The sequence below is a fragment of the Caballeronia sp. NCF2 genome, from assembly GCF_023631205.1.
Lineage (GTDB): Bacteria > Pseudomonadota > Gammaproteobacteria > Burkholderiales > Burkholderiaceae > Caballeronia > Caballeronia zhejiangensis.
Genome location: NZ_JALQDN010000064.1, coordinates 422,750 through 448,543, shown reverse-complemented (window position 1 = coordinate 448,543; position 25,794 = coordinate 422,750). Strand labels below are relative to the sequence as shown.

The window sequence follows — 25,794 nt, the reverse complement described above, 5'->3', positions numbered from 1 at the left end:
CGTCGATGTCCGCTTTCTTTGCTTCGGTGAATGAAACGCTTGTCCTGCTCTTTTCAATCCATCGCATCGAGCGCCATGGCGAGAACTCGCGCGACATGAAGCGCCTCACGTTGTGCACCATCCGCGATCTGGTGACGGCAACTCGTGCCGTCCGCCACGATCAGCGCATCGTGTGCGGCGCGAACAGCCGGCAGCAGCGACAACTCCGCCATCGCCTGCGATGCGTCGTAATGTTCCGCTTCATATCCGAAGCTGCCCGCCATGCCGCAGCATGATGATTCGATCGTTCTCACATCGAGCCCCGGAATCCAGCCGAGCACTTTCTCGATGGGACGCACGGCATCGAATGCCTTCTGGTGACAATGTCCGTGCAACAGAGCCTTGGATCGACCGAGCGGTTTGAGCTTCAGTTGCAATCGCCCTTCCGCTTCTTCGCGCACGAGAAATTCCTCGAACAGAAACGACGCTTGCGACAGCTTGCGCGCGGCATCGCCATAGCCGTACCCGAGAAACTCGTCACGCAGCGAGAGCAGACATGAAGGCTCCAGGCCGACGATCATCACGCCGCGCTCGACATAAGGCATGAGTGCGTCGAGCGTGCGGCGTGCTTCGACCTTCGCTTCATCGACGAGACCGGCGGAAAGAAACGTGCGCCCGCAACAGAGCGGCCGCTCGGCCGCCTTCACGTTCAGATGAACCGCATAGCCTGCCGCTTCGAGCACGCGCTTGGCTGCGCGCGCGTTCTCGGGTTCGATGTAGTTGTTGAACGTGTCGACGAAGAGCAGGACTTCGTTAGTTACAGACGCAACCGGTTTGTCCGTGGCATTCGCGAGAAACGGTTTTTCGAAACGTGGAAACGCACGTTGCCGCGCGAGACCGAGTTTCGACTTCAGCCAGCGCGCCACGCCCGGCATGTTCGATTCGAAAACATGCGACAGCGCAGGCATGCGGCTCGCATACGGCGCATAGCGCGGCAGGAACGCAATCAGGCGCTCACGCAATCGAACGCCATGACGCTGCGTCCATGCGGCGCGTGCCTCGATCTTGATGCGCGCCATGTCGACACCGGTCGGGCAATCGCGCTTGCAACCCTTGCACGAGACGCATAGATCGAGCACGTCCTTCACATCCTGACTCGCGAGGCCGTCATCGCCCAATTGTCCCGACAATGCGAGCCGCAACGTGTTCGCACGGCCGCGCGTGAGATGCTGCTCGTCCTTCGTGATGCGATAGCTCGGGCACATCGTGCCTGCATCGAATTTGCGGCAATGGCCGTTGTTGTTGCACATCTCGACCGCTTTCGCGAGCCCGCCGGACAGATCGCCGCCCGATCCCGGCACGCCGTGCTCGCCCGTCAATGGATCGCGGGTGACGTTCCATGCCGACCAGTCGAGACGAGGGGTCAATCCACGCTCGCGATAAGAAGGCGGAAAGCGGAAGTTGCGCGCATCATCCATCTTCGGCGGCGCCACGATGCGATCAGGGCTCAGCCGGTTCTCCGGATCGAAGAGCCGCTTGATCTCGCGAAATGCCTCGTTGATGCGCGGGCCGTATTGCCACGCCACCCATTCGCCGCGGCACAGACCATCGCCGTGCTCACCCGAGAACGCGCCCTTGTATTCGCGCACCATCGCCGCGGCTTCTTCGGCGATCGCGCGCATCTTGATGGCCCCGTCGCGGCGCATGTCGAGAATCGGCCTTACATGCAGCGTGCCGACGCTCGCATGCGCGTACCACGTTCCTTCGGTTCCGTGCTTCCTGAATACATCGGTCAATCGACTGGTGTATTCGGCGAGATGTCCGAGCGGCACCGCGCAGTCTTCGATGAAGGACACCGGCTTGCCATCGCCCTTCATGCTCATCATGATGTTGAGACCGGCCTTGCGCACTTCCCACAGGGCCTTCTGCGGCCCCGCATCGGGCATTTGCACGACCGATCCCGGCAGGCCGAGATCGCTCATCAACGCGACGAGCTGCGCAAGCTTTGCTACTTGCGTATCGCGATCCGCGCCCGCGAACTCGACGAGCAGAATGGCTTCCGGCTCGCCGACCAGAGCCTTCGCGATGACGGGACGAAACGCCGGATTCGACATCGCGAGGTTGATCATCGTGCGATCGACCAACTCGACCGCCACCGGCCCCAGCTTCACGATGTGCTGCGTCATGTCCATCGCATCGTAGAAGCTCGGGAAGTTCACGACGCCGAGCGTTTTGTGCGCGGGCAACGGCGCGAGCGTCAATGTCAGTTGACGGCTGAACGCGAGCGTGCCTTCGGAGCCGACCAGAAGGTTTGCAAGATTCGGCTCGCCGTCGTTGGTGAATGCAAGCGGGCTCTGACAATCGAAGAGATCGAGGTTGTAACCCGCGACGCGTCGCAGCACCTTCGGGATGCGTTCGCGCATCTCCTGTTGCTCGCGCATGGCGATGCCCCGCACGCCATCGACGAGATCGCGCGTGCGTGCATCGGTCGTCATCGACGACAGCTTGCCGAAGCGCGCTTCGTGACCGTCGGCGAGGATCGCGTCGATCGCGTCGACGTTATGCACCATGATCCCGTATTCCATCGATCGCGAGCCGCACGAGTTGTTGCCCGCCATGCCGCCGATCGTGCATTGCGCGCTCGTCGATACGTCCACCGGAAACCAGAGGCCATGCGGCCTGAGCCACGCATTCAGGTGATCGAGCACGACGCCCGGTTCGACCGTGACCGTGCGCGCGTCCTTGTCGAAGTGAATGATGTTGTTGAGCCACTTCGTCGTGTCGATGACGAGCGCTTCGCCCACTGTCTGCCCGCATTGGCTCGTGCCTGCGCCGCGCGCCAGCACGCTCGCGCGGCTGTCGCGGGCAATCTGCAGCGCAACGCGCAAGTCGTCCTGATCCTTCGGCACGACGACGCCGAGCGGCACGATCTGATAGATCGACGCATCGGTCGCATAGCGTCCGCGCGATGCGCGATCGAACAACACATCGCCTTTCAGCTCGCGCTGCAATCGCGCCTGCAGCGGTGTCGCCGTTGACGCGACCCGCGCACGCGCGGAAGCGGGCATCAGATGAATCGGCTTGACGAGCCGGTCTGTGGGGGAATTGAGCATCGTCGCTGTCGGTGAGTGCCGGAGTGCCTTGCGGTTCCTGGCCTTATGAATGCGTTATGCGAAATGCAATTCGACGGCGGGCAAGCCTTCGATCGCGCCGATGGCCGTGCCGGGCACATCCGGAAACGCCATGCCGGTGTAAGAACCCGCCGTGAGCACGGTCCCGCGTTCGACCGCGAGCCCGCGCGCCACGCTGTGATTGACCGTCCACGCGAGCAGGCGCCGCGGGTCGCCCGCAGGATTCGCCGGAACGCCGTCGAAAAGCGACGCGCCGTCGAACGTGAACGCCATCGCGGGCGATACGAACGGGAACGCCGCGTCGTAAGGCACGCCCTCGCCCACGATCAACGCGCCGTGATTCTGCAAATCGGCGAGTTGCCACGGCTTTTCGACATCGGGCCACGCGGCGAAACGGCTCGCGACCACTTCGATGGCCGCATGCACGGACTCGATCGCAGCGACCACGTCTTCATCGCTATACGGTCCGCTGTTCGGTTCGAAGCGCCGGCCGATCCTGAATGCCACTTCGAGTTCGAGACCGGCCTTGCCGAACGCGAGCATCGAGAGACGCGCACCGGTTTTATGCATGCCATCGGCGGGAAGCGGTGCACCCTGGATCGGCCCGTCGTGCGTCTTCGCGCCGACCTTCCATCCGCCGATGTCTGCGTTCAGCGCACGCAGCGTCGCGTCCTGCGCCGCGTAGGCATCGTCGGCGTCGGACGGACGTGCGCCCAAGGGCAGCGCGTCGACCTTCGCCCGATGCGCGCGCGCGTCGACGAGAAGCCGCGCGAGCGCATCGGCGTCGAACGCGGCGCTCATGCGGCCGCCTTCAACGCGGGCTTCGCGACGTGGCTCGTCAGATAGTCCATCGCCGCCGCCACGCCGCTGTCCTTCAACGCGATACCCGAGAGCTTCAGTCCCATCTCGCAACCGGTGAGCGCGGCCATCAGCGTGAGGTCGTTGCAATCGCCGAGATGACCGATGCGGAACATGCGGCCCTTCGCCTTGCCGAGCCCCGTACCGAGCGACAGATCGAAATGCTCGTAGATGAGCTTGCGCACCGCATCGGCATCGACGCCTTCGGGTGTCATCACGCCCGTCAGCACCGGCGAGTACACGGCGGGATCGGCGCATTGAATCTCCAGTCCCCACGCGTTCACCGCCGCGCGGCACGCGGCCGCGAGCCGTTGATGGCGCGCGAACACGTTGTCGAGCCCTTCGCCAAGGATCATGTCGAGCGCTTCCGAGAGGCCGTAGAGCAGGTTCGTGTTCGGCGTGTAAGGCCAGTAGCCTTGCTTGTTCATCTCGATGATGTCGGTCCAATCCCAGAATGCGCGCGGCAACGTGGCGCGCTTCGACGCCTCGCGCGCCTTCTCCGATACCGCATTGAAGCTGATCCCCGGCGGCAGCATCAAACCTTTCTGCGAACCGGAAACGGTCACGTCGACGCCCCATTCATCGTGACGATAGTCAGCCGATGCCAAACCCGAGATCGTGTCCACCATCAACAGCGCGGGATGCTTCGCGGCGTCGATCGCGCGCCGCACGGCGGCGATATCCGATGTCACGCCCGTCGACGTTTCGTTATGGACGACACACACGGCCTTGATAGCGTGATTCGTGTCGTCACGCAGACGCTTCTCGATCATGTCGGCCTGTACGCCGCGCCGCCAGCCTTCGATGCCGGGCAGACCGAGAAACTCCGGCTTCAGCCCGAGGCTCTCGGCCATCTTCTTCCATAGCGTTGCGAAGTGGCCCGTCTCATACATCAGCACCGTGTCGCCGGAACTAAGCGTGTTGCAAAGCGCCGCTTCCCATGCGCCCGTGCCCGATGCCGGATAGATCACCACCGGTTGGCTCGTCTTGAAGATCTTCTTGATGCCATCGAGCACTTTGAGACCCAGCGCGCCGAACTCCGGCCCACGGTGATCGATTGTCGGATAGCTCATCGCGCGCAGGATGCGATCGGGCACAGGGCTCGGCCCCGGGATCTGCAGGAAGTGACGGCCAGCAGGATGGAAATCGAGCTTCAACATGGGTCCGCGTCCTTATAAATGTAATTTTGCATGCAAAATACAATAACGCAGCGACAACCGCAGGTAAAGGAATACATAGACCGAACGGCCTAGGGATAACCCGCTGGCGGTTTTTTCCGCTGGCACTGCGTTAAAATTGCCGCAAATAGATTGCGAGGTATTGAATGCAAAATCCCGATTTACCAGACGTGCACGTTTCGTCCTCGCTTCCGAAGCTAGAGCGCCTGCGTCTGCACGACACCGTCGTCGATCACTTGCGCGGCTTCATCGTCGAAGGCTTGCTTGCTCCCGGCGTCAAGCTCAACGAGCGCAAGCTGTGTGAGACGCTCGGCATTTCGCGCACGCCGCTGCGCGAGGCGTTGAAGGTGCTCGCGGCCGAAGGACTGATCGAGATTTCGCCGAACCGGGGCGCGTCGGTATCGCAGATGAGCGAGTTCGAAATTCGCGAGATGTTCGAATTGATGAGCGGGCTGGAGGCGTTCTCAGGCGAACTCGCGTGCGAGCGCATCACGCCGCTGGAGATCGCCGAGATCAAGGCGCTGCATTACGCGATGCTCTCGTGCCGCGCGCAGAACGATCTCTCCGGCTACTACAGCCGCAACCAGGCCATCCACGACAAGATCAACGAAGCGGCGCGCAATACGGCCTTGCGTCAGACCTACGTATCGATCAACCGGCGTCTCATGGCATTGCGCTTTCGTTCGAATTTCCAGACACCGAAGTGGGACAGCGCGATTCGCGATCACGAAGAAATGATCGAAGCGCTCGAAACGCGCGATAGCCGACGCATGGGCGAGATCCTGCGCAAGCATTTGCTCTCCAAGCGCGATGCGGTGCTCGCGGAGCGCACGTTGACGACGGTGAAGCCGGCGCCATCGAGAAAGCGCTCAACGGCCAAGCCGACGCCGGACGGGCGGTAGCGAATAGAACGGTCGCGTGATTTCGCGGAAGGTAAGGTATGGCGCGAAGGGCGTCAGAGCCTACCATCGGGGAAAACGATGACCAAGATTCGAGGGGCATGCATCGCACTCGGCGCGGCGTTCGTCATCACGGGCATTACTTTCTATCACTCGACGGACTTCGACACTGCCCAAGCGGGAATGGACCGCGAGACCGTCGACTGTCTAACACGCGGACTCACGCGTGACGAGAAAGTCCGCATCGCCCGACTCACCACGGCGCACGACCGCGAAGGGCTTGATGCGATCTACGGCGATGTGCTCGCGCGCTGCGTCGTGCGCTCCGATCAGTGGGAGCGTCGCCCGCAACTGCTCACGAGCGCGCGCCAGATTCTTTCCCACGATCCCGAATTCAGACAGATGCTCAACGCGAGCACGATGGAACTGGCGACGCGCCGCTGATCGGCGCATCGATCACGCCGTCAGTCCGCTACCCGAGCCGATTTGGACTTCGGCGCGCGTGTTCGCGGCATGGGCGCTCAGCACGGCGATCTCACGCTGCGTGAAGTGCGTGACCGGCGCGATGGCCGCGAGCGCAGCGGTGATGACGATGGCGACGATGCTGATCGAGATGGCGTTCATGTTCGGCTCCTTCGGTTGGCTGAGATGGACTAGCTGCTGTCGATGTGAGGCATTGTCGTCGCCGAGGGTTAGCGAAGAATGAGCTTGGCGCCGCGACGGGCATCCGGTTCGCCGGAGTAACATTCGCATTCATTCGACCATCGCGCATTCGGCATTCAAAATGCATTCGACCATCAGCACATCGACCGCCACGCTCGAGCTGCCCTTCAAGCGGCCTTTCGACTGGACGCGGATGCTGGAATTTATCGGCGGTCGCGCGTCGGCGGGCGTCGAGTCGGTCGAGGACGGCGTGTATCGGCGCGCGATCGAATGGCAAGGCGCCGAGGGCACCGTCGAAGTCCGGCCGCATGAACGCAGGCATCGGCTCGTCGTGAATGTCGAGGGTGCGGTGGCGCAGCACGGCGGCGACCTCGCCGCGCCGCTCGCGCGCATGTTCGATCTGCACGCCGATCCGCACGAAATCGCTCGCTGTCTCGCCGGCGATCCGGTGCTCGCGCCGCTCGTCGAAGCCGCGCCCGGCCTGCGCGTGCCGGGTGCGTGGTCCGGCTTCGAACTTGTGGTGCGGACCATCGTCGGGCAGCAGGTGAGCGTCAAAGGCGCGTCGACGATCATGAACCGCATCGTGCAGCGCGCGGGCAAAAAGATCGAAGGCCATCCGCATGAGGGCACCGCGTGGCGCTTTCCGACGCCCGCCGAACTCGCCGCAGCGGATCTGGAGAAGATCGGCATGCCGACCAAGCGCATCGAGACCGTGCAGCGTTTCGCGCACGCGGTCGCAACCGGCGCGCTTCCTCTCGATGAACCCGGCGCCGATCCCGAACGCGTGAAGCGCGACATGCTCGCCATGCCAGGCATCGGGCCGTGGACCGTCGGCTATGTCGCGATGCGTGCGCTGCGCGATCCCGACGCCTGGCCCGAAGCCGATCTCGTCCTGATGCAGGCGATCGCGCGCCGCGACCCATCGCTTGTGAAGCCCGCCCAGCAGCGCGCGCGTACCGAACGCTGGCGGCCCTGGAGAGCGTATGCGGCGATGCATCTGTGGAACGGCGTGGCAATGGAAACAGGACTTGCACACGGCGGCTGAACTCTCGGGCATGCAATCGACCGCTGTTGCATCCTGCATTCGGCATCACGCATGCAAAGTGCAAACACGGCGCCGATCATTTCGCACTATTGTCTAAAAAATGAACTAATCTGCTTCGAGCGGCCGGGCCGCTGCCGAAGCCGCAAAGCCGTGTACGTGAAAAGCGCTGACGAACCGCCATCGGGAGACGCTCATGGACGCATCATCGCAAACGACGCCCGCGCCCGAACTGCCGACAGCGCCGCGCGTGCAGAAGATCGTCGTCGCGATACACGGCATCGGCAATCAGTTGCACAGTGACACGGTGCGCTCGGTCGCGAGCCAGTTCGGCGCGCGTTATGACCCGCCGCTTCCCGTGATGCCGCTCGGCTACTTCGATATCGCGGGCGTCGGCGAAGTCGACGTGCGCCAGCTCGATCTGCCGCCGGGCGGTCCCTATACCGCGGAACAACGCGACTTCTATTCGGCGCTCGGTTTCGCGGAAGTGTATTGGGCCGACATTCCGCGCGAAGTCGTGAAGCAGGACGACACGCTCGAAGAGAGCAAGGCGTGGGGACTGTCGATCGTGAGTCGCGCGCAAGCGACCTACATGCTCAACGTCGATGAACGCAAGCTCGAACCCGCGGACTTTTCGCTCGCGTCGGGCGTCGTCGAAGAGATCGTCGAAACGGTGGCCGTCATGCAAAGCCTGCTCGCGGTGACGGAGAAAGCCGGCATTTTCAAGTTCGATCTCGCGCCGATGCTGCGCGATTATGTCGGCGACGTGCAGCTCGTCGCGGATTTCAGGCAGCATCGAGAGACCATCGTCTTTCGCTTTCATCGTGTGATGGAGCGGCTTGTCGCGCTCGCCACCGCGCGTTGTCAGTGTGCGCCCGAGGTGTATATCGTCGCGCATAGCGAAGGGACCGTGATCAGTTTTCTCGGCATTCTGCAGGCGCTATCGAGACCGACCGTCACCGACCCGAAGGACGGCAAGCAGATCATCGGTACTGACTGGGTGCAGAGTCTGCGTGGCTTCATGACCATCGGCTCGCCGATCGACAAGCACATCCTTTTATGGCCGAAGCTATGGGAAGGCATGGCGCTAAAGAGCGAACGCAAGGGCGATGCCGTCACGCAGATCGAGCGTCCCGGCGGCCCGATCACGCTGCCTTCACGCATCAGGTGGCGCAACTATTATGACTTCGGCGATCCCGTCGGCTTCGCACTCGATACGGCGCGCGCCTATCTCGGTCGTCATGGTTGTCTCGCATTCGAATTCGAGCCGGTGCATGACATTGGCTTTTCGCGCTACTGGCTGCCGGGGAAAGCGCACACCGATTACTGGACCGACGGCGATGTCTTCGGCCACTTCATCGAGAACGTCGTGCTCGACCGAAGCACCGCGAAAACCCCTCAAAACAGGCATTTTCGCGGCATCGTGAGCACGGCAATTCCTTATCTTCTGAGCTTCGCGCTGCATCTGCTCGCGGTGTTCTTCATCTATAAAGCTGTCACCGCAACTTCCGATTCGGGCGCGGGCGGCACGAGCACCGCGCCCGAATTCATCTATCTCACGCGCTCGGTGTTCGCGCTCGCCTGCCTTTTGATGGGAACGACGGTTGCCGCACGCCTTCCGCGTCTCGTCAAGGCGCGAGGCACAAATCGCACGGCCGCATGGCTGCGTTGGCGCATCGTCGCGCTACTGTCGTTCGTCGCGGGTGCGCTGATCTTCTGGTTCGTGCTGTTGAGCGGCGTGGCGGCTTTTCTCGCGAGCCCGTTCGCCGATATCCTGCATCGCGATAGCGCCGATCCTGTCGTCGGCAAGGCGGTCTTCGTACTTGCGGGCCTCGTCTGCGCAATAAGCGGCTGGCTCGCGCCGCGCAAACCGCACTGGGGACGGCGTATTCTCGTCGCGCTCGGCACGCTGATGATGGTGCTGATCGTGGGCGTCAGACTATGGGGCGATCTCGCGGGCAAACCCTTGTGGCCCGTCGTGCTTGGTGGCGCTTTCTTTCTCTATGCGTGGTGGCTCGCGATCCTGATCTTCGATCTCGCATTCGTGTGGCATCGCTATGTGCGCAATTCCGTCGCGCTCGATACGTTGCGCGCGTGGCGCGAAGATCGATGCGACGCGCAGCCCAAGCCCATTATGTCGATGCGATCGAAGCCCTCGAAGCAGTGATGCGATCACCCATGCAGTAGGAGCTTCTGCACGCGCCAATTGAGCAACTCCGCGACGAACAAAGTGCCTTCTGAAGGACACGCCATTTCATGAATCCATCCGAACTGCTTCAATTGCTTGCCGGATCGTCCGAGTACGCCGAGCAATTCTCCGTCGAGCGATAACTTGTAAATCCGGCCGGGAAACGCATCGGCGGAATACAGCACTTGATTCGGCCCCGGCGAAATGCAAATGGCCCAAGGTGAACCCGGCGCAAATGTTCCCGCTGCTATCGCCGCTTCGTCGGGCATGTTGCCGATAGCCGGACGCGCATCGGGCGGCACGGGTACATCGATCGTGATTTGCCGCTGAAAATTGCCTTCGCGGTCGAATACCTGAATGCGCCGGTTGCTTCGATCGGCGACATAGACGAGCCCGTTTCTATCGACAGCAATGCTATGCGGCGTATGGAATTGCCCCGGCTCCTTCCCGCGCTCGCCCCACGACTTGAGCCAGTTGCCGTCCTTGTCGACCTTCGCGACGCGCGAGTTGATGTATCCGTCGCTGATATAGGTATTTCCCGATGCGTCCCACGCGACGTCGGTGACTTGCCGGAAACGCCCCGGCTCCGAAGGCAGCGGCGGATTCGGATGCTTGAGCGGCGCAGTCTCTTCGTCCGACGCTTCCTGCTTGCGACCGAACACCATCGCGACGCGGCCTTCAGGCGTGAACTTGATGATCATGTCCGAGCCCTTGTCCGTTACCCAGACATTGTCTTGCCGATCTACTTTCACAGTATGGGCGAACGACCAGGCATAAAGGTTATGGCCGATTTCGCGCACGAAGCGTCCATTGCGATCGAATTCGAGCAGTTGCGCGGCGGCGGCGCCATAAGCGGGACCCGTGCTATTGCCGCGGGATAACACGAAGATATGCCCGGCCGAATTCAACGCCACGCCCGAGCATTCGCCGAAGTACATATCGCGAGGCAGGCGTACAGGGTCGGGGACGGAATCGTAGGCGATGGACGGTACGTCGTTATCGGCGTATGCGAGATGCGGAAAGAGCGCGAGCGCGGCGGCGCTTTGACCCGCGAGCGCAAGAAAGCGGCGGCGGCTTGCGGCGTTCGGCGCCATGTCGCAACATGGGCAATAGATCGAATGTCGAAGACTCACTGTTACTCTCCTCTTGTTCGATTCGCGATGCGAGAGGAAGTGTAGTGCATGAACTGCATTATTCACACGCGAAGTTATCAATAGCTTTCAACATGAAAAGGGCGTTATGACTGAATCCTTGCAATATCAAGTTCGAATCCGTCTCGCGCCCGAGTATGCGATGCTGGCGCGTCGAGATCCGGCAAACGAAAAGCTCGCGGCGATCAATGCGCTGCTGATCGAACACGACGCTCAATTGAAATGCCAGTACGACGCCTTCGTGGATTACGTCGCGCAGGCCGAAAGGGATGGCATCGAGCACTATCCGCTTTATCGGTGGACACGCGAAACCATCGAAAACCCGGCTAAAAAAGCGAAATATCTCGAAGCGTTCACGCTCTACGTGAATGGCGACGAAGTCTATGACAAGGCACTCGCCGATGCGCTCGAAGCCGTTCTTCGATCGCTCGCGAGCGCTGCGATCACCGATATCCGCAAGTTCGACACGAACCCCGCGCATAATCCGCAACCACCGTCGTATGACAATTCATAAGGTTGACGCCGTGCATCGCCCGCGCTAAGGTTTGGTAATTCAACCAAACGTGGATCGCGCCCTGTGCAGGATCGTCGACAGACCATACTCGAAGCCGCCCTTGCCACTCTGCGCGAAGAAGGTTATTCGGGCTTCACGCAACCGCGCGTCGCTGCACGCGCGGGTCTGCGCCAGAGTCATCTGACTTATTATTTCCCCACGCGCCTCGCGTTGATCGAAGCTGTCGCGCGTACGGCCATCGATGGCCAGCTCGCCGCCGTCGATGCCTTCGCGGGCGAAGCATCGCCCAAGATCACAGCTGCATCGATCGCCAATGTCGCGATGCGCCACGAAAACACGCGCGTATTGATGGCGCTCGCGCAAGCCGCCGACGAAGAGCCAACCATTCGCAGCCTCTTTCGCGAGCTCGCGGAAGGCGTCGCGGTACGCATCACGCGCATGCTCGAAGCAATGGGTCTCGCCGTCACGAAAGAACATGTGTCGATGGTGCATGCGCTTGTCGTCGGGCTTGCGGTCATCGATCTCGCGATGGGCCGCGCGGATGGCAAGCGCCGCGCGAGCGCCGCGATCGAAACGTTGTTCTCGCTTCTGCCATCCGACAAATGGGGCGCGTCGTGATTCAACCCTGACGCGCATCGAGCCATTCGACGATATTGCGCACCGTATCGCCATAAAACGTGCGATACAACTCTTCCGCCACATAGCCGATATGCGGCGTCGCGAGCACGTTCGGCAGTGAACGCAGCACGTCGTTCGCAGCGAGCGGCTCTTCATCGTAGACGTCGATTGCCGCGCCCGCGAGCTTGCCCGACTTCAACGCATCGACGAGCGCGGCGCTATCGACGATCGGTCCGCGCGACGTGTTGACGATGCGGCTCGTCGGCTTCATCTGCGCAAATTCCCGCGCACCGACGAGATGATGCGTGCGCTCGCTGAGGCGAACATGAATCGAGAGCACGTCGGAGGTCTTGAAGAGCGTGTCCTTGTCCACTAGTTGCACGCCCTTTTCTTCCGCGCGCTCACGTGTGAGGTTCTGGCTCCACGCGACCACGTTCATGCGAAACGCGCGGCCGATCACGCCGACGGCCGACCCCACGCGACCGAGACCCAGCAAGCCGAGTGTCTTGCCCGCGAGTTCGGTGCCGAGCGCAATCTGCCAGCCGCCCTCCTTGAGCGAGCGATTCTCGGCGGGAATGTTGCGCATCATCGAGAGAATGAGCGCCCACGTGAATTCGATCGTCGGTGTGGACGTATAGCCCGTATGCCGCACTTCGACGCCGCGTTCGGATGCGGCATCGAGATCGATCGATGCATTCGCCGCGCCCGTCGATGCAATCAGCTTAAGGTTAGGCAGGCTCTCGATGATGTCGCGCGAGAACGGCGTGCGTTCGCGCATCGCGCAGACAACATCGAAGGGGCGCAGACGTTCGAGCAACGCGCCGCGCTCCGCGATGTGATCGTTGAACACGGTAATTTCAGCGCGAGCCTCGAGCGGCGACCAGTCGGCCATCGAGAGCGCGATGTTCTGATAATCGTCGAGAACGGCGACTTGGATCGGAGTAGATGTGGCCATGATGATTTCGATTGTTATGACGATTAAGCCGGACGGCAGCAGCAGTGTGACGCAATGCGCGAAATCGTGTTGCGCGCGGACTTCGCAAAGTTATTGGAAATGCTGCAAAAGCCCGTGCCATAAGGCATAGCACGATGCCATCAGCCATGACATGGCGTGAAATAAGTTACCGCGGGACTTCGCAAGACCGTTTCTCTATAGTCACTTCCGTCGCCACTCGAAACGCAACGTGGCCTAAGGAACCGAGAAGGACATCCCGTGAAAAACAGATCGACTTTCGCTTCAAACGCCCACGTTGCGTTCGCCTCCGACGCGCCCTCAAGCAAGCGCCGCGTGCGCAAGTTGCTCGTCGTCGCGGCGGCCGCCGCGCTTACGCTGTGCAGCAGCTCCGCCTTCGCGGGCTGGGCGCGTGGCGGCACGGCCTACACCGGTCGCGGCGAATACCAGGGCGCGCACGTCGGCTCGTGCGGCGGCGGCAGTTGCTCGCATGCGGGCGGCGTCGAGAATCCATGGGGCCGCGTCGGCACCAACTCCGGAACCGTTACGCGTACCGCGCCGGGCCAGTTCTCCAACTCCGGCACCGCATACGGCCCGAACGGCCGCTCGGTGCAACATGCGGGCGACACGAGCTGCGCGGGCGGCAGTTGCTCGCACACCGGCAGCGCGACCGGCCCGAACGGCAAGACCGCCACCGGCAGCGATACCGTGACGCGTACCGCGCCCGGCCAATACTCGTCATCGGGATCGGTGACGGGACCGAACGGCAACACGTCGACGCACTCAGCATCGACGAATTGCGCGGGCTACACCTGCAATCGCTCGGGCACGGTCAACACGGCCAACGGCGGCACCGTCACGCATTCAGGCAGCGCGACGAGCGTCGCGCCGGGCGTGGTCACGACGTCGGGCACCGCGACGGTCTCGAACGGGTCGCATAGCACGACGGTAGTCGGCGGCGGCACGGTGACGTCGAGCACGACGGTGGTCGCGACGGCGCCGGTCGTCACCGGAACAACCGTCGTCGCTGCGCCCGTGATCGTGCCGCCGCCCCCGCCGCCTGCGACGACCGTGGTGGTCGCACCGCCCCCGGCTTCGTCGACGGTCGTCGTCACACCGCCTCCGCCGCCGCCCGCCAAGACGGTGGTCGTCACACCGCCGCCGGCCAAGACCGTGTACGTCGCGCCCGCGCCGGCTCCAGTCAGGACGGTGTATGTCGCGCCGCCCCCGCCGCCCGCGAAGACCGTCTACATGGTCCCGCATCGCGCGGTCCTGATTCCGGGCCACTGGGTCGGCAGGTTCTGGATTCCCGCACACTGGGCTTGATCGAGGATCGATTGAAAGCGAAGGCCGGCCGCATGCGAGCCGGCCTTGTCGTTTTGACCGCGCCGCGCGTTACACTGCGAAGCAACGCCGCTTCCGACATAGGCACGACATGCTCGATGTCTTTCCAGTCACGCACGCAGTCACGAACGCACGCTCATGACGAGGCATCGCATGAAACGCCCGCATCTGCCTCGCGATCATGCGAAAGGCGTCCTGCATGACATCACATGGACGGCCGGTCCTGTCTTGCTGGTCATTGCGATCGTCGTCGCGCTCGTCTACTGGCTCGTCGATCCGGCGCCGCCCAAAACCATCACGATGAGCGCGGGTCAACCCGACAGCTCGTTCTACGTCATCTCGCAGGAATACGCGAAACTGCTCGCGCGTAATGGCATCACGCTGAAGGTGCTGCCTTCGGATGGCTCCGTGCAAAATCTCGAACGCTTGCTCGATCCGAAGCAGCACGTCGACCTCGCGCTCGTGCAAGGCGGGATCGCGACGAAGGAACAGGCATCGCAACTGATGTCGCTCGGCAGCGTGTCGTATGTGCCGCTTGTCGTGTTCTATCGAGGCAAGGGTCTCACCCTCCTCTCGCAACTGGAAGGCAAGCGCATCGCGATAGGCCGCGAAGGCAGCGGCACGCGCACGCTGTCGCTCAAGCTGCTGGAAGCGAACGGCATCTATCCTGGCGGCGACACGCAGCTTCTTCCGAGCGACGGCCTGCAAGCCGCGACGCAACTCGTCAGCAACGAGGCCGACGCAGTGTTTCTCTCCGGCGATTCCGCAACGCGCGGCCTGATGTTGCGCCTCTTGCGCGTGCCCGGCATCTCGGTGATGGACTTCAAGGAATCGGGCGCCTATACGCGTCTTTTTCCCTATCTCGACGATATCGAATTGCCGCCCGGTGTGCTCGATCTCGGCCGCCGCATCCCGCCGGAGACCGTGCATCTGATCAGCCCCACGGTCGAACTCGTCGCGCGGCCAAGCCTGCATCCGGCGCTATCGGACTTGCTCATCGAAGCCGCGCAGGAAGTGCACGGCTCTGCCGGTCTGCTGCAACGCGCGGGGCAATTTCCGAGTCCCGTCGCGCATGAGTATCCGATCAGCGAAGACGCGAGCCGCTATTACCGCTCGGGCAAGAGCTTCCTCTATCGCACGCTGCCGTTCTGGCTCGCGAATATCGCGGACCGCGCCCTTGTGCTGTTGCTTCCGGTCGCCGTGCTCATCTTTCCTGCGCTGCGGCTCGTGCCCGCGCTGTATCGCTGGCGCGTGCGCTCGCGCATCTATCGCTATTACGGGGCGCTGATCGCGGTGGAACGCGGCGCGATGCGCGTCACCAGCGAAGACGAAGGGCGGGCGCTCGTCATCGAACTCGATTACATCGAGGAATCGCTCGATACGCTCAAGCTGCCGCTCGCCTACGCCGATGCACTCTATGTGCTGCGCGAGCATGTCAGCTTCGTGCGCGCGCGTTTGAACGAAAATTCGCGGAAGGAAAAGAACATGGCATAGTACGGACTCCGTAATTGAGGTCACGCAGTGAAACTTCGTACCTGGATCGCCCTTGCTTTGACACTGTTGATGAGCGCATGCGCGAGCCTTCCGCCGCAGACAGGACGCGTGCAAACGCATGCACTGGCCGACACCGGGAACACGCGCCTCGGCACGGCCTTCGCAGCGAGCGAAGCGGCGCATCCCGGCGACAATGCGTTTCATTTGCTAGCGAACGGCATGGACGCGCTCATCGCGCGCGTGATTCTGAGTGAAGCCGCGGAGCGCACGCTCGACCTCCAGTACTACATCTGGCACGACGATCTGACTGGCCGCGAAATGGCCGCATCGATCATGCGCGCCGCCGATCGCGGCGTGCGCGTGCGCCTCCTGCTCGACGACCTCGGCACCAATGCGGACGATCAGTTCCTGCTCGCGCTCGCTTCGCATCCGAACGTGCAGGTGCGGCTTTTCAATCCCGTATCGAATCGCACGTTCAAGAAGCTAGGCTCCGCGATCGAGTTCTTTCGCGTGAATCGGCGGATGCACAACAAGGCGCTCATCGCCGATAACCAGGCCGCGATTCTCGGCGGACGCAATATCGGCGACGAATACTTCGGCGCGTCGAGCACGGTCGCGTTCGGCGATCTCGATGTGCTCGTGCATGGCCCCGTCGTGCGCGACGTATCGAGCGCATTCGACCTGTACTGGAACTCGGATGCAGCCTATCCGATCGATAACCTGATGCGACGTCACGCCGACCCCGGCGCGCTCGCCGGTTACCGCCAGAAGCTCGACACGTATTTGTTGTCGGAACAGAGTTCGCCCTATGTCGCGCAAGTTCGCGAGCGTTACACCAAAGTTATCGAGGCGCACGACACGGCTTTTTCGTGGGGCAAGGCCACGCTTCTGTATGACGATCCCGCAAAGATCACGCGCGCGCCCGGCGACAGCGAAGGCCATCTGATGTCGCAATTCAAGGCGTTGGATTTCGAACCCGCGCAGGAAATGCTGATCGTGTCGCCATACTTCGTCCCGCGCAAGGAAGGCGTGCGATGGCTGCAATCGATGACATCGCGTGGCGTGCGTGTCACCGTGCTCACGAATTCTCTCGCCGCCACCGATGTCGCCGCGGTGCATGCGGGCTATCAGCGCTATCGAAAGGATATGCTCGAAGCCGGCGTGAGGCTATATGAGCTGAAGCCCGTTGCATCGAGCGACGCCGACAAGACCGCGAAGAAAACGACATTCGGATCGTCGAAGGCGTCGCTCCATGCGAAGACATATGTGTTCGATCGCAAGCGCATCTTCATCGGCTCGATGAATCTCGATCCGCGTTCCGTTGAGTTGAACACGGAAATCGGCGTCTATTGCGATAGCGCGGATGCGGCCGAGTATGTGACTGACGGCATCGGCACGAACATCGATCGCATTGCGTGGCGCGTCGAATTGCACGATGACGGCAACGGCGGCAAACGCATGGTGTGGATCGACACCGACGCAAACGGCAACACGACCGAACTCGATAGCGAGCCGGACGTGCCTGCGCTCAAACGCGCAGGGATCTGGATGCTCGGGATCTTGCCGATCGAATCGCAGTTATGATTCGCGTCATTTGAAACCGGACACGGCATGCGGCACATACGGTGCTTCGAGTTGCGCGATCTCGTCCGCCGTGAGATTCAGCGATAAGGCCGCGACCGCATCGCTCACATGTCCCGGTTTCGATGCACCGATGATCGGCGCGGTCACTGGCGCCTTCTGCGTAACCCACGCGAGCGCCACTTGCGCACGCGGCACCCCGCGCGCCTTCGCGACTGCAGCCACGGCTTCGACGACCGCGCGATCGGCATCGTCGGTGCGATACAGCGTGCTGCCGAAGGTATCCGATTCCTGACGCGCGCTCGTCGCGTCCCATTCGCGCGTGAGACGGCCGCGCGCAAGCGGACTCCAGGGCAACACGCCGATGCCCTGATCCCTGCAAAGCGGCATCATCTCGCGTTCTTCCTCGCGATACAGCAGATTCAAATGATTCTGCATCGTTTTGAACTCGGTCCATCCGTTCGCGCGAGAGGTATAGAGCGCTTTGCTGAACTGCCACGCATACATCGACGATGCGCCGATATAACGCGCCTTGCCCGCCTTCACGACATCATGCAGTGCTTCGAGCGTTTCCTCAATCGGCGTCGTGTAATCCCATCGATGAATCTGATAGAGATCGACGTAATCGGTCCCGAGCCGCTTCAGGCTGTTATCGATTTCGTTGAAGATCGCCTTGCGCGAGAGCCCCGCGCCATTCGGACCGGGACGCATGCGATTGAATACCTTCGTCGCGATGACGATGTCGTCGCGCTTCGTGAAATCGCGCAGCGCACGTCCGACGATTTCCTCCGACGTGCCGTCCGAGTAAGTATTGGCCGTGTCGAAGAAATTGATGCCCGCGTCCAATGCTTCCTTGATGAGCGGACGGCTCTTTTCCTCATCGAGCGTCCAGGGATGCGTGCCACGATCGGGCGCGCCGTAGGTCATGCAACCAAGACAGAGCCGCGACACCTCGAGACCGGTCGAGCCCAGTTTCACGTATTCCATCGTGCGAATCTCCTTGCAAAGCGAAAGGCATGCGCTAAAGCCTGCGCATGGCGACGAAAGCCCTAAACATTAACGCAGTATGGAATCGCGTGCTTTCTTTGCATGGACATGCACCTTATAACGCCAGCACATTCACCGCCACATCCACATGGTGCGCGCCTCCGCCGAGAATCATCCCGCGCAGCAACGACACATCGCTGTAATCGCGCCCCGTCGCGAGCGTCACATGGTCGAGGTCCGCGAGCACATCATTGGTCGGATCGAGGTCGATCCATCCGCTTTGCGGACAATGCACCGACACCCACGCATGCGAAGCATCGGCGCCGATCAACCTCGGGTGCCCCGGCGGCGGATCGTTGCGCAGATAGCCGCTCACATAACGAGCAGGCAATCCAAGCGCACGCAGGCAGCCGATCATCACTTGCGAGAAGTCCTGACACACGCCATGACGCAATTCGAACGCACGCGATGCGGGCGTATCGAACGCAGTCGCAGACGGTTTGTAGTCGAAGTCCGCATGAATGCGATGCATCAGATCGATGGCGCCCGCGACGAGCGGCGTGCCCTTATCGAAGCTCGCTTGCGCATACGCGCGCAATGCATGATCGAGCGAGATATTGGGCGACGCATAACAGAATTCGCTTTCCGGATAGAACGAACCACTCGCGCTGTAGCGCAAGCGATCCGCGACATCTTCCCAAGGCGGCGTCGCTTCGGCATCGAGCGCATCCCAGCGCGGCGTAAGCCGGACCGTGGTTTCGCTCGTCATCGAAAGCCGTTCGTGCGGCGCATCGAGCGAGAAGTACAACACGTCATTGCCGAATGCATCGACGCGGCTATGCACATAAGACGGTACCGGATCGATGCGCTCGGTATGCGAGATAACCTGCTGCCAGGGGCAATGCAGCGGACGGATCGTCGCCAGGTGCTGCGCGATTTCGACGGGCGTCGAGTATCGATAGGTGGTCCGATGCGTGACCGCGAGCACGGTATCGTTCAGGCCAAGGCTCATGACGACACCTGTGCGGCAAGCGTATTCGCGTGACTGAAGTAGCGCGCGCTGACTTCGTTCGATGCCGCGCTGACCGACGCAACGAGCCGGTCGCATACCGCGATCAGCGCATCGTGACGGCCATCGGCCCGCGTTTCGCAAAGCGCGGTGAGATCGGGCAACGCATCGGCGTGAACGAGAAGATCAGCGAAACGTGTCGCTTGTGCGCGGCGTGCGCCACCGGCTGCGGCAGCGATCTCATCGAGCTTCGTACGCAAGCGCGAGTACACCCCATAGAGTCCGCGCGGATTGGTTTGATCGACGACGATGAGATCGATCAACGCCGGCACTTCGAGTCTTCCCGGATAAAGCGAGCGATACGTGAGCGTGCTGTCGAAGAGTTGCAAGAGAAGATCGAAGCCCGCGGGCGACGCGAGCGTGCCCCGCTCGGCGACGACATGCAGGATCGTAGCCATCGTCGATACGCGTTCGATATGTCTTCCGATGAAGAGCAGCCGCCATGCTTCATCACGCGTCATGCGATCGCCTTGCGCGCCGCTGATTGCGGACAATTGCGTCGCAAGATGTTCGAGCGCGCCTGCAAGCATCACGCGATCGTAATCGCGGCCGATGCGAACCGTGCCTTCATCTGCCTTATCGCTCGGCGAGAGACGCGCGAGCGCATCACGGAAGTCGTTGCGCGATGCGAGGATCGTGCGCCAGTGGTCCGTCGAAAGCCGGTCGCGAATTTCGCCACATGCGCGCGCCTGATCCGCGAGATTGTCGCCGATGCTCGTCGCTTTGCTCGATTCCGGCAAGCCCGCGACGAGCACACGTTCGAACGCTTGCGGCGTGCTGCGCGCGAGCGTTTCGCCCGATGGGATGAGTCCGCATTGCGATGCGAGTTCAGTGAGCGTCGGAAAGAGTTCTTCAGCATCGTTGCCATCGAGCATGCCGAGCAGAAGGCGGCACAAGCGCACGTTGTTTTCCGCGCGCTCGCCATAACGACCCGCCCAGAAAAGATTCTCCGCGGCTCGGCTCGACACGATGCGATGCTTGCGCAGCTCGCCCGGCTTCATCGGCGTCGGTTGCAACGACACGGCGCTGCCGGGCTGGCTCGACATCACCCATGTATCGACGCTGCTGCCGCCGAACTGCATGGACACGGTCGCGCGCTTGTCGGCCGCGAGCCGCGTGAAGCCGCCTGGCATCACGCTCCAGCTTCCGTCGATGTTGGCGATCGCATAGGCGCGCAGCACGCATGGACGCGAGCCGAGCGCGCCATCATGAAAGCGCGGCGCCGTGGAGAACGGCAGATTCTCCTGCACCGTGAAGACATCCGGCGCGCGTTCGATGCGTTCGCGCCATGCCGAAAGCGCCTGCACGCCCGCATCGATGCCCGGTGCGTGATCGGCCTGCGCGCCAGGCCATGTCGGCGCGATGAGCGCGTGATCGAGGCGCTCGAATACTTCGGACCGCGCGGCTTCTTCGCCGCACCACCATGTCGGCACCGTCGGCAATTCCAGGGTTTCATCCAGCAAGGCTTGCGCAATGCCCGGCAAAAACGCGTTGAGCGCGGGGGATTCCGTGAAGCCCGCGCCCGGCACGTTCGACACCATCACATTGCCCGCACGCATGACCTGCAGCAAGCCGGGCACGCCGATGGTGGAGTCCGCGCGCAATTCGACGGGATCGCAGAACGCATCGTCAAGACGCCGTATCACTGCGTGCACGCGCGACAGGCCGGCAAGCGTCTTCAGATAGAGCTTGTCGTGCCGCACCGTGAGGTCCTTGCCTTCGACGAGCGTCACGCCCAGATATCGCGCGAGAAACACATGCTCGAAGTAAGTCTCGCTGAATGGGCCGGGACTCAGCAACGCGATATGCGGCGCATCGTTCGATGCATCGCTGCGGCCGTCGTCGTCATCGTGCATCGTCGCGCGAGCCGCTTGCGCGATCGTCGCGATGAGTTGCGAATAGGTCGCCGCGAGACGGCTCACATGCATCGCGCGAAAGGGATCGGCGAAGAGGCTCGAGACGATCAATCTGTTTTCGAGCGCATAACCCAAACCGGAAGGCACTTCGGTGCGATGCGCGATGACCGTCCACGAGCCGGATGGCGCGCGCGCGAGATCGACAGCGACGATCTGCAGAAAGCGGCCGCACGGCGGCATGAAACCCTTCACCGCGCGCAAGTAGCCGGGATGCCCGAAGACGAGCGCGCCCGGCAGCAGGCCGCGATGCAGCAATGTCTGCGGACCATAGACATCCGCGACGATCGCTTCCATCAAGCGCGCGCGTTGCGCAACGCCGCGCTCGATCAGCGCCCACTCTTCTTCATCGATGATGAGCGGCAGGAGATCGAGCGACCACGCACGCGGCTTGCCGTTATCGGCATACACGTTGTACGTGATGTCGTTGTCGCGCACCTGCTGCGCGACGGCGGCGACGCCATCGTCGAGCCGCTCGACGCCCTGCTCGCCGAGCAATTCGAAAAACTGACGCCAGGGCTCACGCAACTGGCCTGCCGCGTCGCGCCATTCGTCCCAATGCCCTTCGCGCGCGGGCAGCGTGCGCAGCAGCGCGAGCGCATCGATGCGGGCCGAGGCGATGTCGAAAGGCAAGGTCGATTGATAGGCCAATGTCGTCTCTGTTCTTTATTCGAATGATGAATGCACTTTAACGATAGCGCAGGTCGAGCGTGAACGGGAATTCGAGGCTGCGTTCGCGGGCTTCGACACGCATCGCACCGGGCGTGTGTCCTGTCGCGAAGAAGCGTGCGCGCCTGCGGCTTTCGGCTTCATAGGCGTTGACCGGGAAGGTTTGATAGTTGCGTCCGCCCGGATGCGCGACGTGGTACTGACATCCGCCGATCGCGCGTCCGGTCCATGTATCGACGATATCGAAGGTAAGCGGCGCATGTACGTCGATGGTCGGATGCAGGGATGCGGCTTGCGACCACGCGCGAAAGCGCACGCCGGCCACGTATTCGCTTACGCGCCCTGTAGGTTGCAGCGGCAGCGTCTCGCCATTGACAGTTACGACATGCCGATTGCCATTCAGGCCGAGCACGCGCACTTCGAGACGTTCGACGGATGAATCGACGAAACGCACCGTGCCGCCGATCGCGCCCTCTTCGCCCATGACGTGCCACGGTTCGAGTGCATTGCGGATCGTGAGCGCGATGCCGTTCGTATCGTATGCGCCGACGAGTGGGAAGCGGAACTCGAAATGCGGCGCGAACCAGCTTCGCTCGAATGCGAAGCCCGCTTCGCGCAACTCGCTGAGCACGTCGTCGAAATCCATTTGCACGAAAGTGCCGAGCATGAACCGGTCATGCAGTTCGGTGCCCCAGCGCGTGAGTCGCGCGGTATAGGGCGCGTTCCAAAATCGTGCAACGAGCGCGCGCAACAACAGTTGCTGCACGAGACTCATGCGCGCGTGCGGCGGCATTTCGAAGCCGCGCAGTTCGAGCAGGCCGAGCCGGCCAGTGGGTCCGTCGGGCGAATACAGCTTGTCGATGCAAAACTCCGCGCGGTGCGTGTTGCCGGTTACGTCGATCAGGATGTTGCGCAAAATGCGGTCGATAAGCCACGGCGGCACAGTGGCATTGCCGCGTCCGCCGAGCATGTCGAGTTGTCTTTGCAGTTCGGCGAACGCGATCTCGAGTTCATAGACCTGATCGTTGCGTGCTTCATCGACGCGCGGCGCCTGACTCGTCGGACCGATAAAAAGCCCTGAAAACAGCATCGACAGCGATGGATGGTTATGCCAGTACGCGATCAGGCTCGCAAGCAGATCGGGGCGACGAAGGAATGGACTGTCGGCGGGTGTCGCACCGCCAAGCACGAAGTGATTGCCGCCGCCGGTGCCGGTGTGCCGGCCATCGAGCATGAATTTCTCGGGGCTTAAATACGACTCGTGCGCCGCGTTGTGCAAGAACTCCGTGTGTTCGACAAGATCGTTCCAGTTCGCAGCCGGATGAATGTTCACCTCGATCACGCCCGGATCCGGCGTCACCTGGAGCATCTTGAGACGCGCATCGCGCGGCGGCGGATAGCCTTCGACAATGACCGGAATCTTCAGATCGGAAGCCGTGGCTTCGATGGCCGCAAGCAGATCGAGATAGTCGTCGAGTTCGGTGAGCGGCGGCATGAAGACATGCATCAGCTTGTTGCCGTTGCCGAGCTTTTCGAGGGCGTCGGCTTCCGCTTTCGGACCGGCCGCGCGCGCGGGGTCACGCGCTTCCACGCACACAGCGGTCCGCGCGATCCAGCCAGCCGACTCGCCGCGTTGCGGGACGCGCTCCCGCGACGGACCCGTTGCCATTGCATGCCGCGTTCCCACCGCATCGGCATTTTGCATGCGCGATTCATTATCCAAATCCGCATATTGCATGCGTAATTCAGTCGCGGTGCGCAATGGCGTCGACGGCGCGAACGGATCGTGCGCGTGCTGCCACGGATAATCGCCTTCCGAAACCCACGGCAGCGAGTCGAGCGGCAAGCGGTAGCCCATCGGCGAATCGCCCGGAATCAGGTACATGCGTTCGTCGCGGAAGAACCACGGACCGCTGGTCCAGCGGCCCGGCTGCATCGTGGGGGCGTCTTCGCGCGAAATCGGCAGCGCGTAGCCCGTAATCGACGGAAGTCCTGCATCGAACACGCGCCGCAGCCGGGCGCGCTCGAGTTCGTCGTCCAGACGCGAGTCGAAAGGATCGACGTTCACCGGCAAGCGGCGTTCGCGCCACAGGTAGTACCACGTATCCTCGTAGGCGGGTTGAATGTATTTTGAATCCAAAGACAACTTGCCAGAGAGATGACGAATGAAGCGCGCGGCGTCATCCGATGTGTAAGACGCGGGCTGCCGCTCGTCCGCAAAAAGCGACGGATCGTGCCAGCACGGTTCGCCATCCGCGCGCCAGAAAAGCGACAGCGCCCAGCGCGGCAATTGCTCGCCCGGATACCACTTGCCCTGTCCGATGTGCAGGAAGCCGCTTGCGCCGTACTGCGCGCGCAGCTTGTCCATCAGCGAAACGGCGTAGGCGCGCTTCGTCGGGCCCAGCGCATCGGTGTTCCATTCCGGTTCATCGCGATCGCGAACCGAAACATAAGTCGGCTCGCCACCCATGGTGAGACGCACATCGGATGCATTCAATCGCGCATCCACCTGCTCGCCCATACGCAGCACCGCGTTCCAGTCTTCCTCGCTATAAGGCTTCGTCACGCGCGGCGTTTCGAGCACGCGCTCGATCGACATCGCATGAACGAATTCGACTTCGCATTTGTCAATCGCGCCAGAGACCGGTGCCGCACTGTCCGGCTCCGGCGTGCACGCGACCGGAATATGTCCTTCGCCGGCGAGCAGGCCGGAAGTAGGATCGAAGCCTATCCAGCCCGCTCCAGGCAGGAACACTTCGCACCACGCGTGCAGGTCGGTGAAGTCCACTTCGGTGCCGCTCGGGCCATCGAGCGATTTGGTATCCGGTGCGAGCTGCAACAGATAGCCCGACACGAAGCGCGCCGCCAGCCCGAGATGACGCAGCGTTTCCACGAGTAGCCAGCCCGAATCCCGGCACGAACCCGCCGCGCTTTCAAGCGTTTCCTCGGGCGTCTGCACGCCCGGCTCCATGCGGATCAGATAGCGAATCTCGTGGGATAGCCTTTGATTCAATTCGACGAGAAAATCGATCGTCGCGCGCGGGGAGCGATCGATACTTTCGACAAATGCGGCAAAGCGCGGAGTCGGCTCACGCTTGACCATGTAAGGCGCGAGATCATGCAGCAATTCTGGCGCATAGCTGAATGGAAACTTTTCGGCGGCCGGTTCGAGAAAAAAGTCGAACGGGTTATAGACGGCCATTTCCGCAACGAGATCGACCGTTACCTTGAATTCGCGCGTTTTCTCGGGGAAAACCAGTCGCGCCTGATAGTTCGCGAACGCGTCCTGCTGCCAGTTGATGAAATGATCCTCTGGCTCGACACGCATCGAATACGACACGATCGGCGTCCGGCAATGGGGCGCAGGCCGCAAGCGCACGACTTGCGGCGAAAGACCGACGAGCCGGTCATAGCGATAGTGCGTGACATGGTTCAACGCGACACGAATGGACACACCGGACTCCTTTGCTCAATTGACGCCGCGCACACAAGCCGCGCTGCAACGCGTTTTTCTGCTTGTCATGGAAAAAACGTTCTGACTACGGCACGATGTTTGCGACTGCT

The 25,794-nt window shown here is 62.1% G+C and carries 19 protein-coding genes; 9 read left to right on the top strand and 10 right to left on the bottom strand.

The window, feature by feature from the left end:
* Positions 1-53: 53 nt before the first annotated feature.
* Genes NCS02_RS25115 through NCS02_RS25105 form a run of 3 tightly spaced genes read right to left on the bottom strand, consistent with a single transcriptional unit; the run spans position 54 to position 5,128 of the window.
* Positions 54-3,092, bottom strand: coding sequence for an FAD-binding and (Fe-S)-binding domain-containing protein (locus NCS02_RS25115; protein ID WP_250503608.1), 3,039 nt, complete (start codon positions 3,090-3,092; stop codon positions 54-56).
* Positions 3,093-3,146: 54 nt separating this feature from the next.
* Positions 3,147-3,911, bottom strand: coding sequence for a 2-keto-4-pentenoate hydratase (locus tag NCS02_RS25110; protein WP_250503607.1), 765 nt, complete (start codon positions 3,909-3,911; stop codon positions 3,147-3,149).
* Positions 3,908-5,128, bottom strand: a complete 1,221-nt coding sequence (locus NCS02_RS25105; protein ID WP_008347825.1) for a pyridoxal-phosphate-dependent aminotransferase family protein — start codon at positions 5,126-5,128, stop codon at positions 3,908-3,910. The genes NCS02_RS25110 and NCS02_RS25105 overlap by 4 nt, the downstream gene beginning before the upstream one ends.
* A gap of 164 nt (positions 5,129-5,292) precedes the next feature.
* Here NCS02_RS25105 and NCS02_RS25100 point away from each other — a divergent pair, with 164 nt between their 5' ends.
* Entirely contained in the window at positions 5,293-6,048 is a 756-nt protein-coding gene (locus tag NCS02_RS25100; RefSeq protein ID WP_250503606.1) for a GntR family transcriptional regulator, read from the top strand.
* A gap of 78 nt (positions 6,049-6,126) precedes the next feature.
* The gene (locus NCS02_RS25095) at positions 6,127-6,489 is read left to right on the top strand and encodes a hypothetical protein (protein ID WP_250503605.1); all 363 of its coding nucleotides are present in this window, start codon (positions 6,127-6,129) and stop codon (positions 6,487-6,489) included.
* 12 nt (positions 6,490-6,501) lie between these two features.
* Here the strand turns inward: NCS02_RS25095 and NCS02_RS25090 are convergent, their stop codons facing one another.
* Positions 6,502-6,669 carry a hypothetical protein gene (locus NCS02_RS25090; RefSeq protein ID WP_167561845.1) on the bottom strand — a complete coding sequence of 56 codons (168 nt, stop codon included), beginning with the start codon at positions 6,667-6,669 and terminating at the stop codon, positions 6,502-6,504.
* Between the two features lie 160 nt (positions 6,670-6,829).
* Here NCS02_RS25090 and NCS02_RS25085 point away from each other — a divergent pair, with 160 nt between their 5' ends.
* Positions 6,830-7,753 carry a DNA-3-methyladenine glycosylase family protein gene (locus tag NCS02_RS25085; protein WP_250523323.1) on the top strand — a complete coding sequence of 308 codons (924 nt, stop codon included), beginning with the start codon at positions 6,830-6,832 and terminating at the stop codon, positions 7,751-7,753.
* A 193-nt stretch (positions 7,754-7,946) separates the two neighbouring features.
* Positions 7,947-9,917, top strand: coding sequence for an MFS transporter (locus tag NCS02_RS25080; RefSeq protein ID WP_250503603.1), 1,971 nt, complete (start codon positions 7,947-7,949; stop codon positions 9,915-9,917).
* Positions 9,918-9,922: 5 nt separating this feature from the next.
* Here the strand turns inward: NCS02_RS25080 and NCS02_RS25075 are convergent, their stop codons facing one another.
* Positions 9,923-11,032, bottom strand: a complete 1,110-nt coding sequence (locus tag NCS02_RS25075) for a peptidyl-alpha-hydroxyglycine alpha-amidating lyase family protein (protein WP_284504395.1) — start codon at positions 11,030-11,032, stop codon at positions 9,923-9,925.
* Between the two features lie 145 nt (positions 11,033-11,177).
* On the opposite strand from NCS02_RS25075, the gene NCS02_RS25070 reads away from it, so the two are divergent.
* Complete coding sequence (locus tag NCS02_RS25070; protein WP_250503601.1) at positions 11,178-11,603, top strand: hypothetical protein; 426 nt, start codon at positions 11,178-11,180, stop codon at positions 11,601-11,603.
* A gap of 63 nt (positions 11,604-11,666) precedes the next feature.
* Positions 11,667-12,221 carry a TetR/AcrR family transcriptional regulator gene (locus NCS02_RS25065; protein ID WP_250440893.1) on the top strand — a complete coding sequence of 185 codons (555 nt, stop codon included), beginning with the start codon at positions 11,667-11,669 and terminating at the stop codon, positions 12,219-12,221.
* Between the two features lies 1 nt (position 12,222).
* On the opposite strand, the gene NCS02_RS25060 is transcribed toward NCS02_RS25065, so the two are convergent.
* Entirely contained in the window at positions 12,223-13,176 is a 954-nt protein-coding gene (locus tag NCS02_RS25060; RefSeq protein WP_250503600.1) for a D-2-hydroxyacid dehydrogenase family protein, read from the bottom strand.
* A gap of 258 nt (positions 13,177-13,434) precedes the next feature.
* On the opposite strand from NCS02_RS25060, the gene NCS02_RS25055 reads away from it, so the two are divergent.
* The 3 genes from NCS02_RS25055 (at position 13,435) to NCS02_RS25045 (ending at position 17,595) form a co-directional block, all read left to right on the top strand.
* Positions 13,435-14,499: a hypothetical protein gene (locus NCS02_RS25055; protein WP_250503599.1), complete on the top strand. Its 1,065-nt coding sequence runs from the start codon at positions 13,435-13,437 to the stop codon at positions 14,497-14,499.
* 171 nt (positions 14,500-14,670) lie between these two features.
* A complete protein-coding gene (locus NCS02_RS25050; protein WP_502800898.1) occupies positions 14,671-16,011 on the top strand; it encodes a TAXI family TRAP transporter solute-binding subunit in 1,341 nt (446 codons plus the stop codon).
* Between the two features lie 69 nt (positions 16,012-16,080).
* Positions 16,081-17,595 (top strand): phospholipase D family protein, encoded by a 1,515-nt coding sequence (locus NCS02_RS25045; RefSeq protein ID WP_250503662.1) that lies wholly within the window; start codon positions 16,081-16,083, stop codon positions 17,593-17,595.
* A 6-nt stretch (positions 17,596-17,601) separates the two neighbouring features.
* Here NCS02_RS25045 and NCS02_RS25040 read toward each other — a convergent pair whose 3' ends face one another.
* The 4 genes from NCS02_RS25040 to NCS02_RS25025 form a co-directional block, all read right to left on the bottom strand.
* On the bottom strand, positions 17,602-18,579 hold the full coding sequence (locus NCS02_RS25040) for an aldo/keto reductase (RefSeq protein ID WP_250503597.1): 978 nt from the start codon (positions 18,577-18,579) through the stop codon (positions 17,602-17,604).
* 115 nt (positions 18,580-18,694) lie between these two features.
* On the bottom strand, positions 18,695-19,591 hold the full coding sequence (locus tag NCS02_RS25035) for a transglutaminase family protein (protein WP_008347810.1): 897 nt from the start codon (positions 19,589-19,591) through the stop codon (positions 18,695-18,697).
* Positions 19,588-22,212, bottom strand: coding sequence for a circularly permuted type 2 ATP-grasp protein (locus NCS02_RS25030; RefSeq protein ID WP_250520036.1), 2,625 nt, complete (start codon positions 22,210-22,212; stop codon positions 19,588-19,590). The genes NCS02_RS25035 and NCS02_RS25030 overlap by 4 nt, the downstream gene beginning before the upstream one ends.
* Before the next feature lie 37 nt (positions 22,213-22,249).
* On the bottom strand, positions 22,250-25,684 hold the full coding sequence (locus tag NCS02_RS25025; RefSeq protein ID WP_250523322.1) for a transglutaminase family protein: 3,435 nt from the start codon (positions 25,682-25,684) through the stop codon (positions 22,250-22,252).
* Positions 25,685-25,794: the final 110 nt, after the last annotated feature.

Coding starts and splice junctions, on each gene's coding strand:
- NCS02_RS25045 (WP_250503662.1), top strand. CDS start 16,081: ATGAGCGCATGCGCGAGCCTTCCGCCGCAGACAGGACGCGTGCAAACG.
- NCS02_RS25095 (WP_250503605.1), top strand. CDS start 6,127: ATGACCAAGATTCGAGGGGCATGCATCGCACTCGGCGCGGCGTTCGTC.
- NCS02_RS25115 (WP_250503608.1), bottom strand. CDS start 3,092: ATGCTCAATTCCCCCACAGACCGGCTCGTCAAGCCGATTCATCTGATG.
- NCS02_RS25090 (WP_167561845.1), bottom strand. CDS start 6,669: ATGAACGCCATCTCGATCAGCATCGTCGCCATCGTCATCACCGCTGCG.
- NCS02_RS25035 (WP_008347810.1), bottom strand. CDS start 19,591: ATGAGCCTTGGCCTGAACGATACCGTGCTCGCGGTCACGCATCGGACC.
- NCS02_RS25080 (WP_250503603.1), top strand. CDS start 7,947: ATGGACGCATCATCGCAAACGACGCCCGCGCCCGAACTGCCGACAGCG.
- NCS02_RS25040 (WP_250503597.1), bottom strand. CDS start 18,579: ATGGAATACGTGAAACTGGGCTCGACCGGTCTCGAGGTGTCGCGGCTC.
- NCS02_RS25100 (WP_250503606.1), top strand. CDS start 5,293: ATGCAAAATCCCGATTTACCAGACGTGCACGTTTCGTCCTCGCTTCCG.
- NCS02_RS25085 (WP_250523323.1), top strand. CDS start 6,830: ATGCATTCGACCATCAGCACATCGACCGCCACGCTCGAGCTGCCCTTC.
- NCS02_RS25070 (WP_250503601.1), top strand. CDS start 11,178: ATGACTGAATCCTTGCAATATCAAGTTCGAATCCGTCTCGCGCCCGAG.
- NCS02_RS25110 (WP_250503607.1), bottom strand. CDS start 3,911: ATGAGCGCCGCGTTCGACGCCGATGCGCTCGCGCGGCTTCTCGTCGAC.
- NCS02_RS25105 (WP_008347825.1), bottom strand. CDS start 5,128: ATGTTGAAGCTCGATTTCCATCCTGCTGGCCGTCACTTCCTGCAGATC.
- NCS02_RS25075 (WP_284504395.1), bottom strand. CDS start 11,032: ATGGCGCCGAACGCCGCAAGCCGCCGCCGCTTTCTTGCGCTCGCGGGT.
- NCS02_RS25050 (WP_502800898.1), top strand. CDS start 14,671: ATGAAACGCCCGCATCTGCCTCGCGATCATGCGAAAGGCGTCCTGCAT.
- NCS02_RS25060 (WP_250503600.1), bottom strand. CDS start 13,176: ATGGCCACATCTACTCCGATCCAAGTCGCCGTTCTCGACGATTATCAG.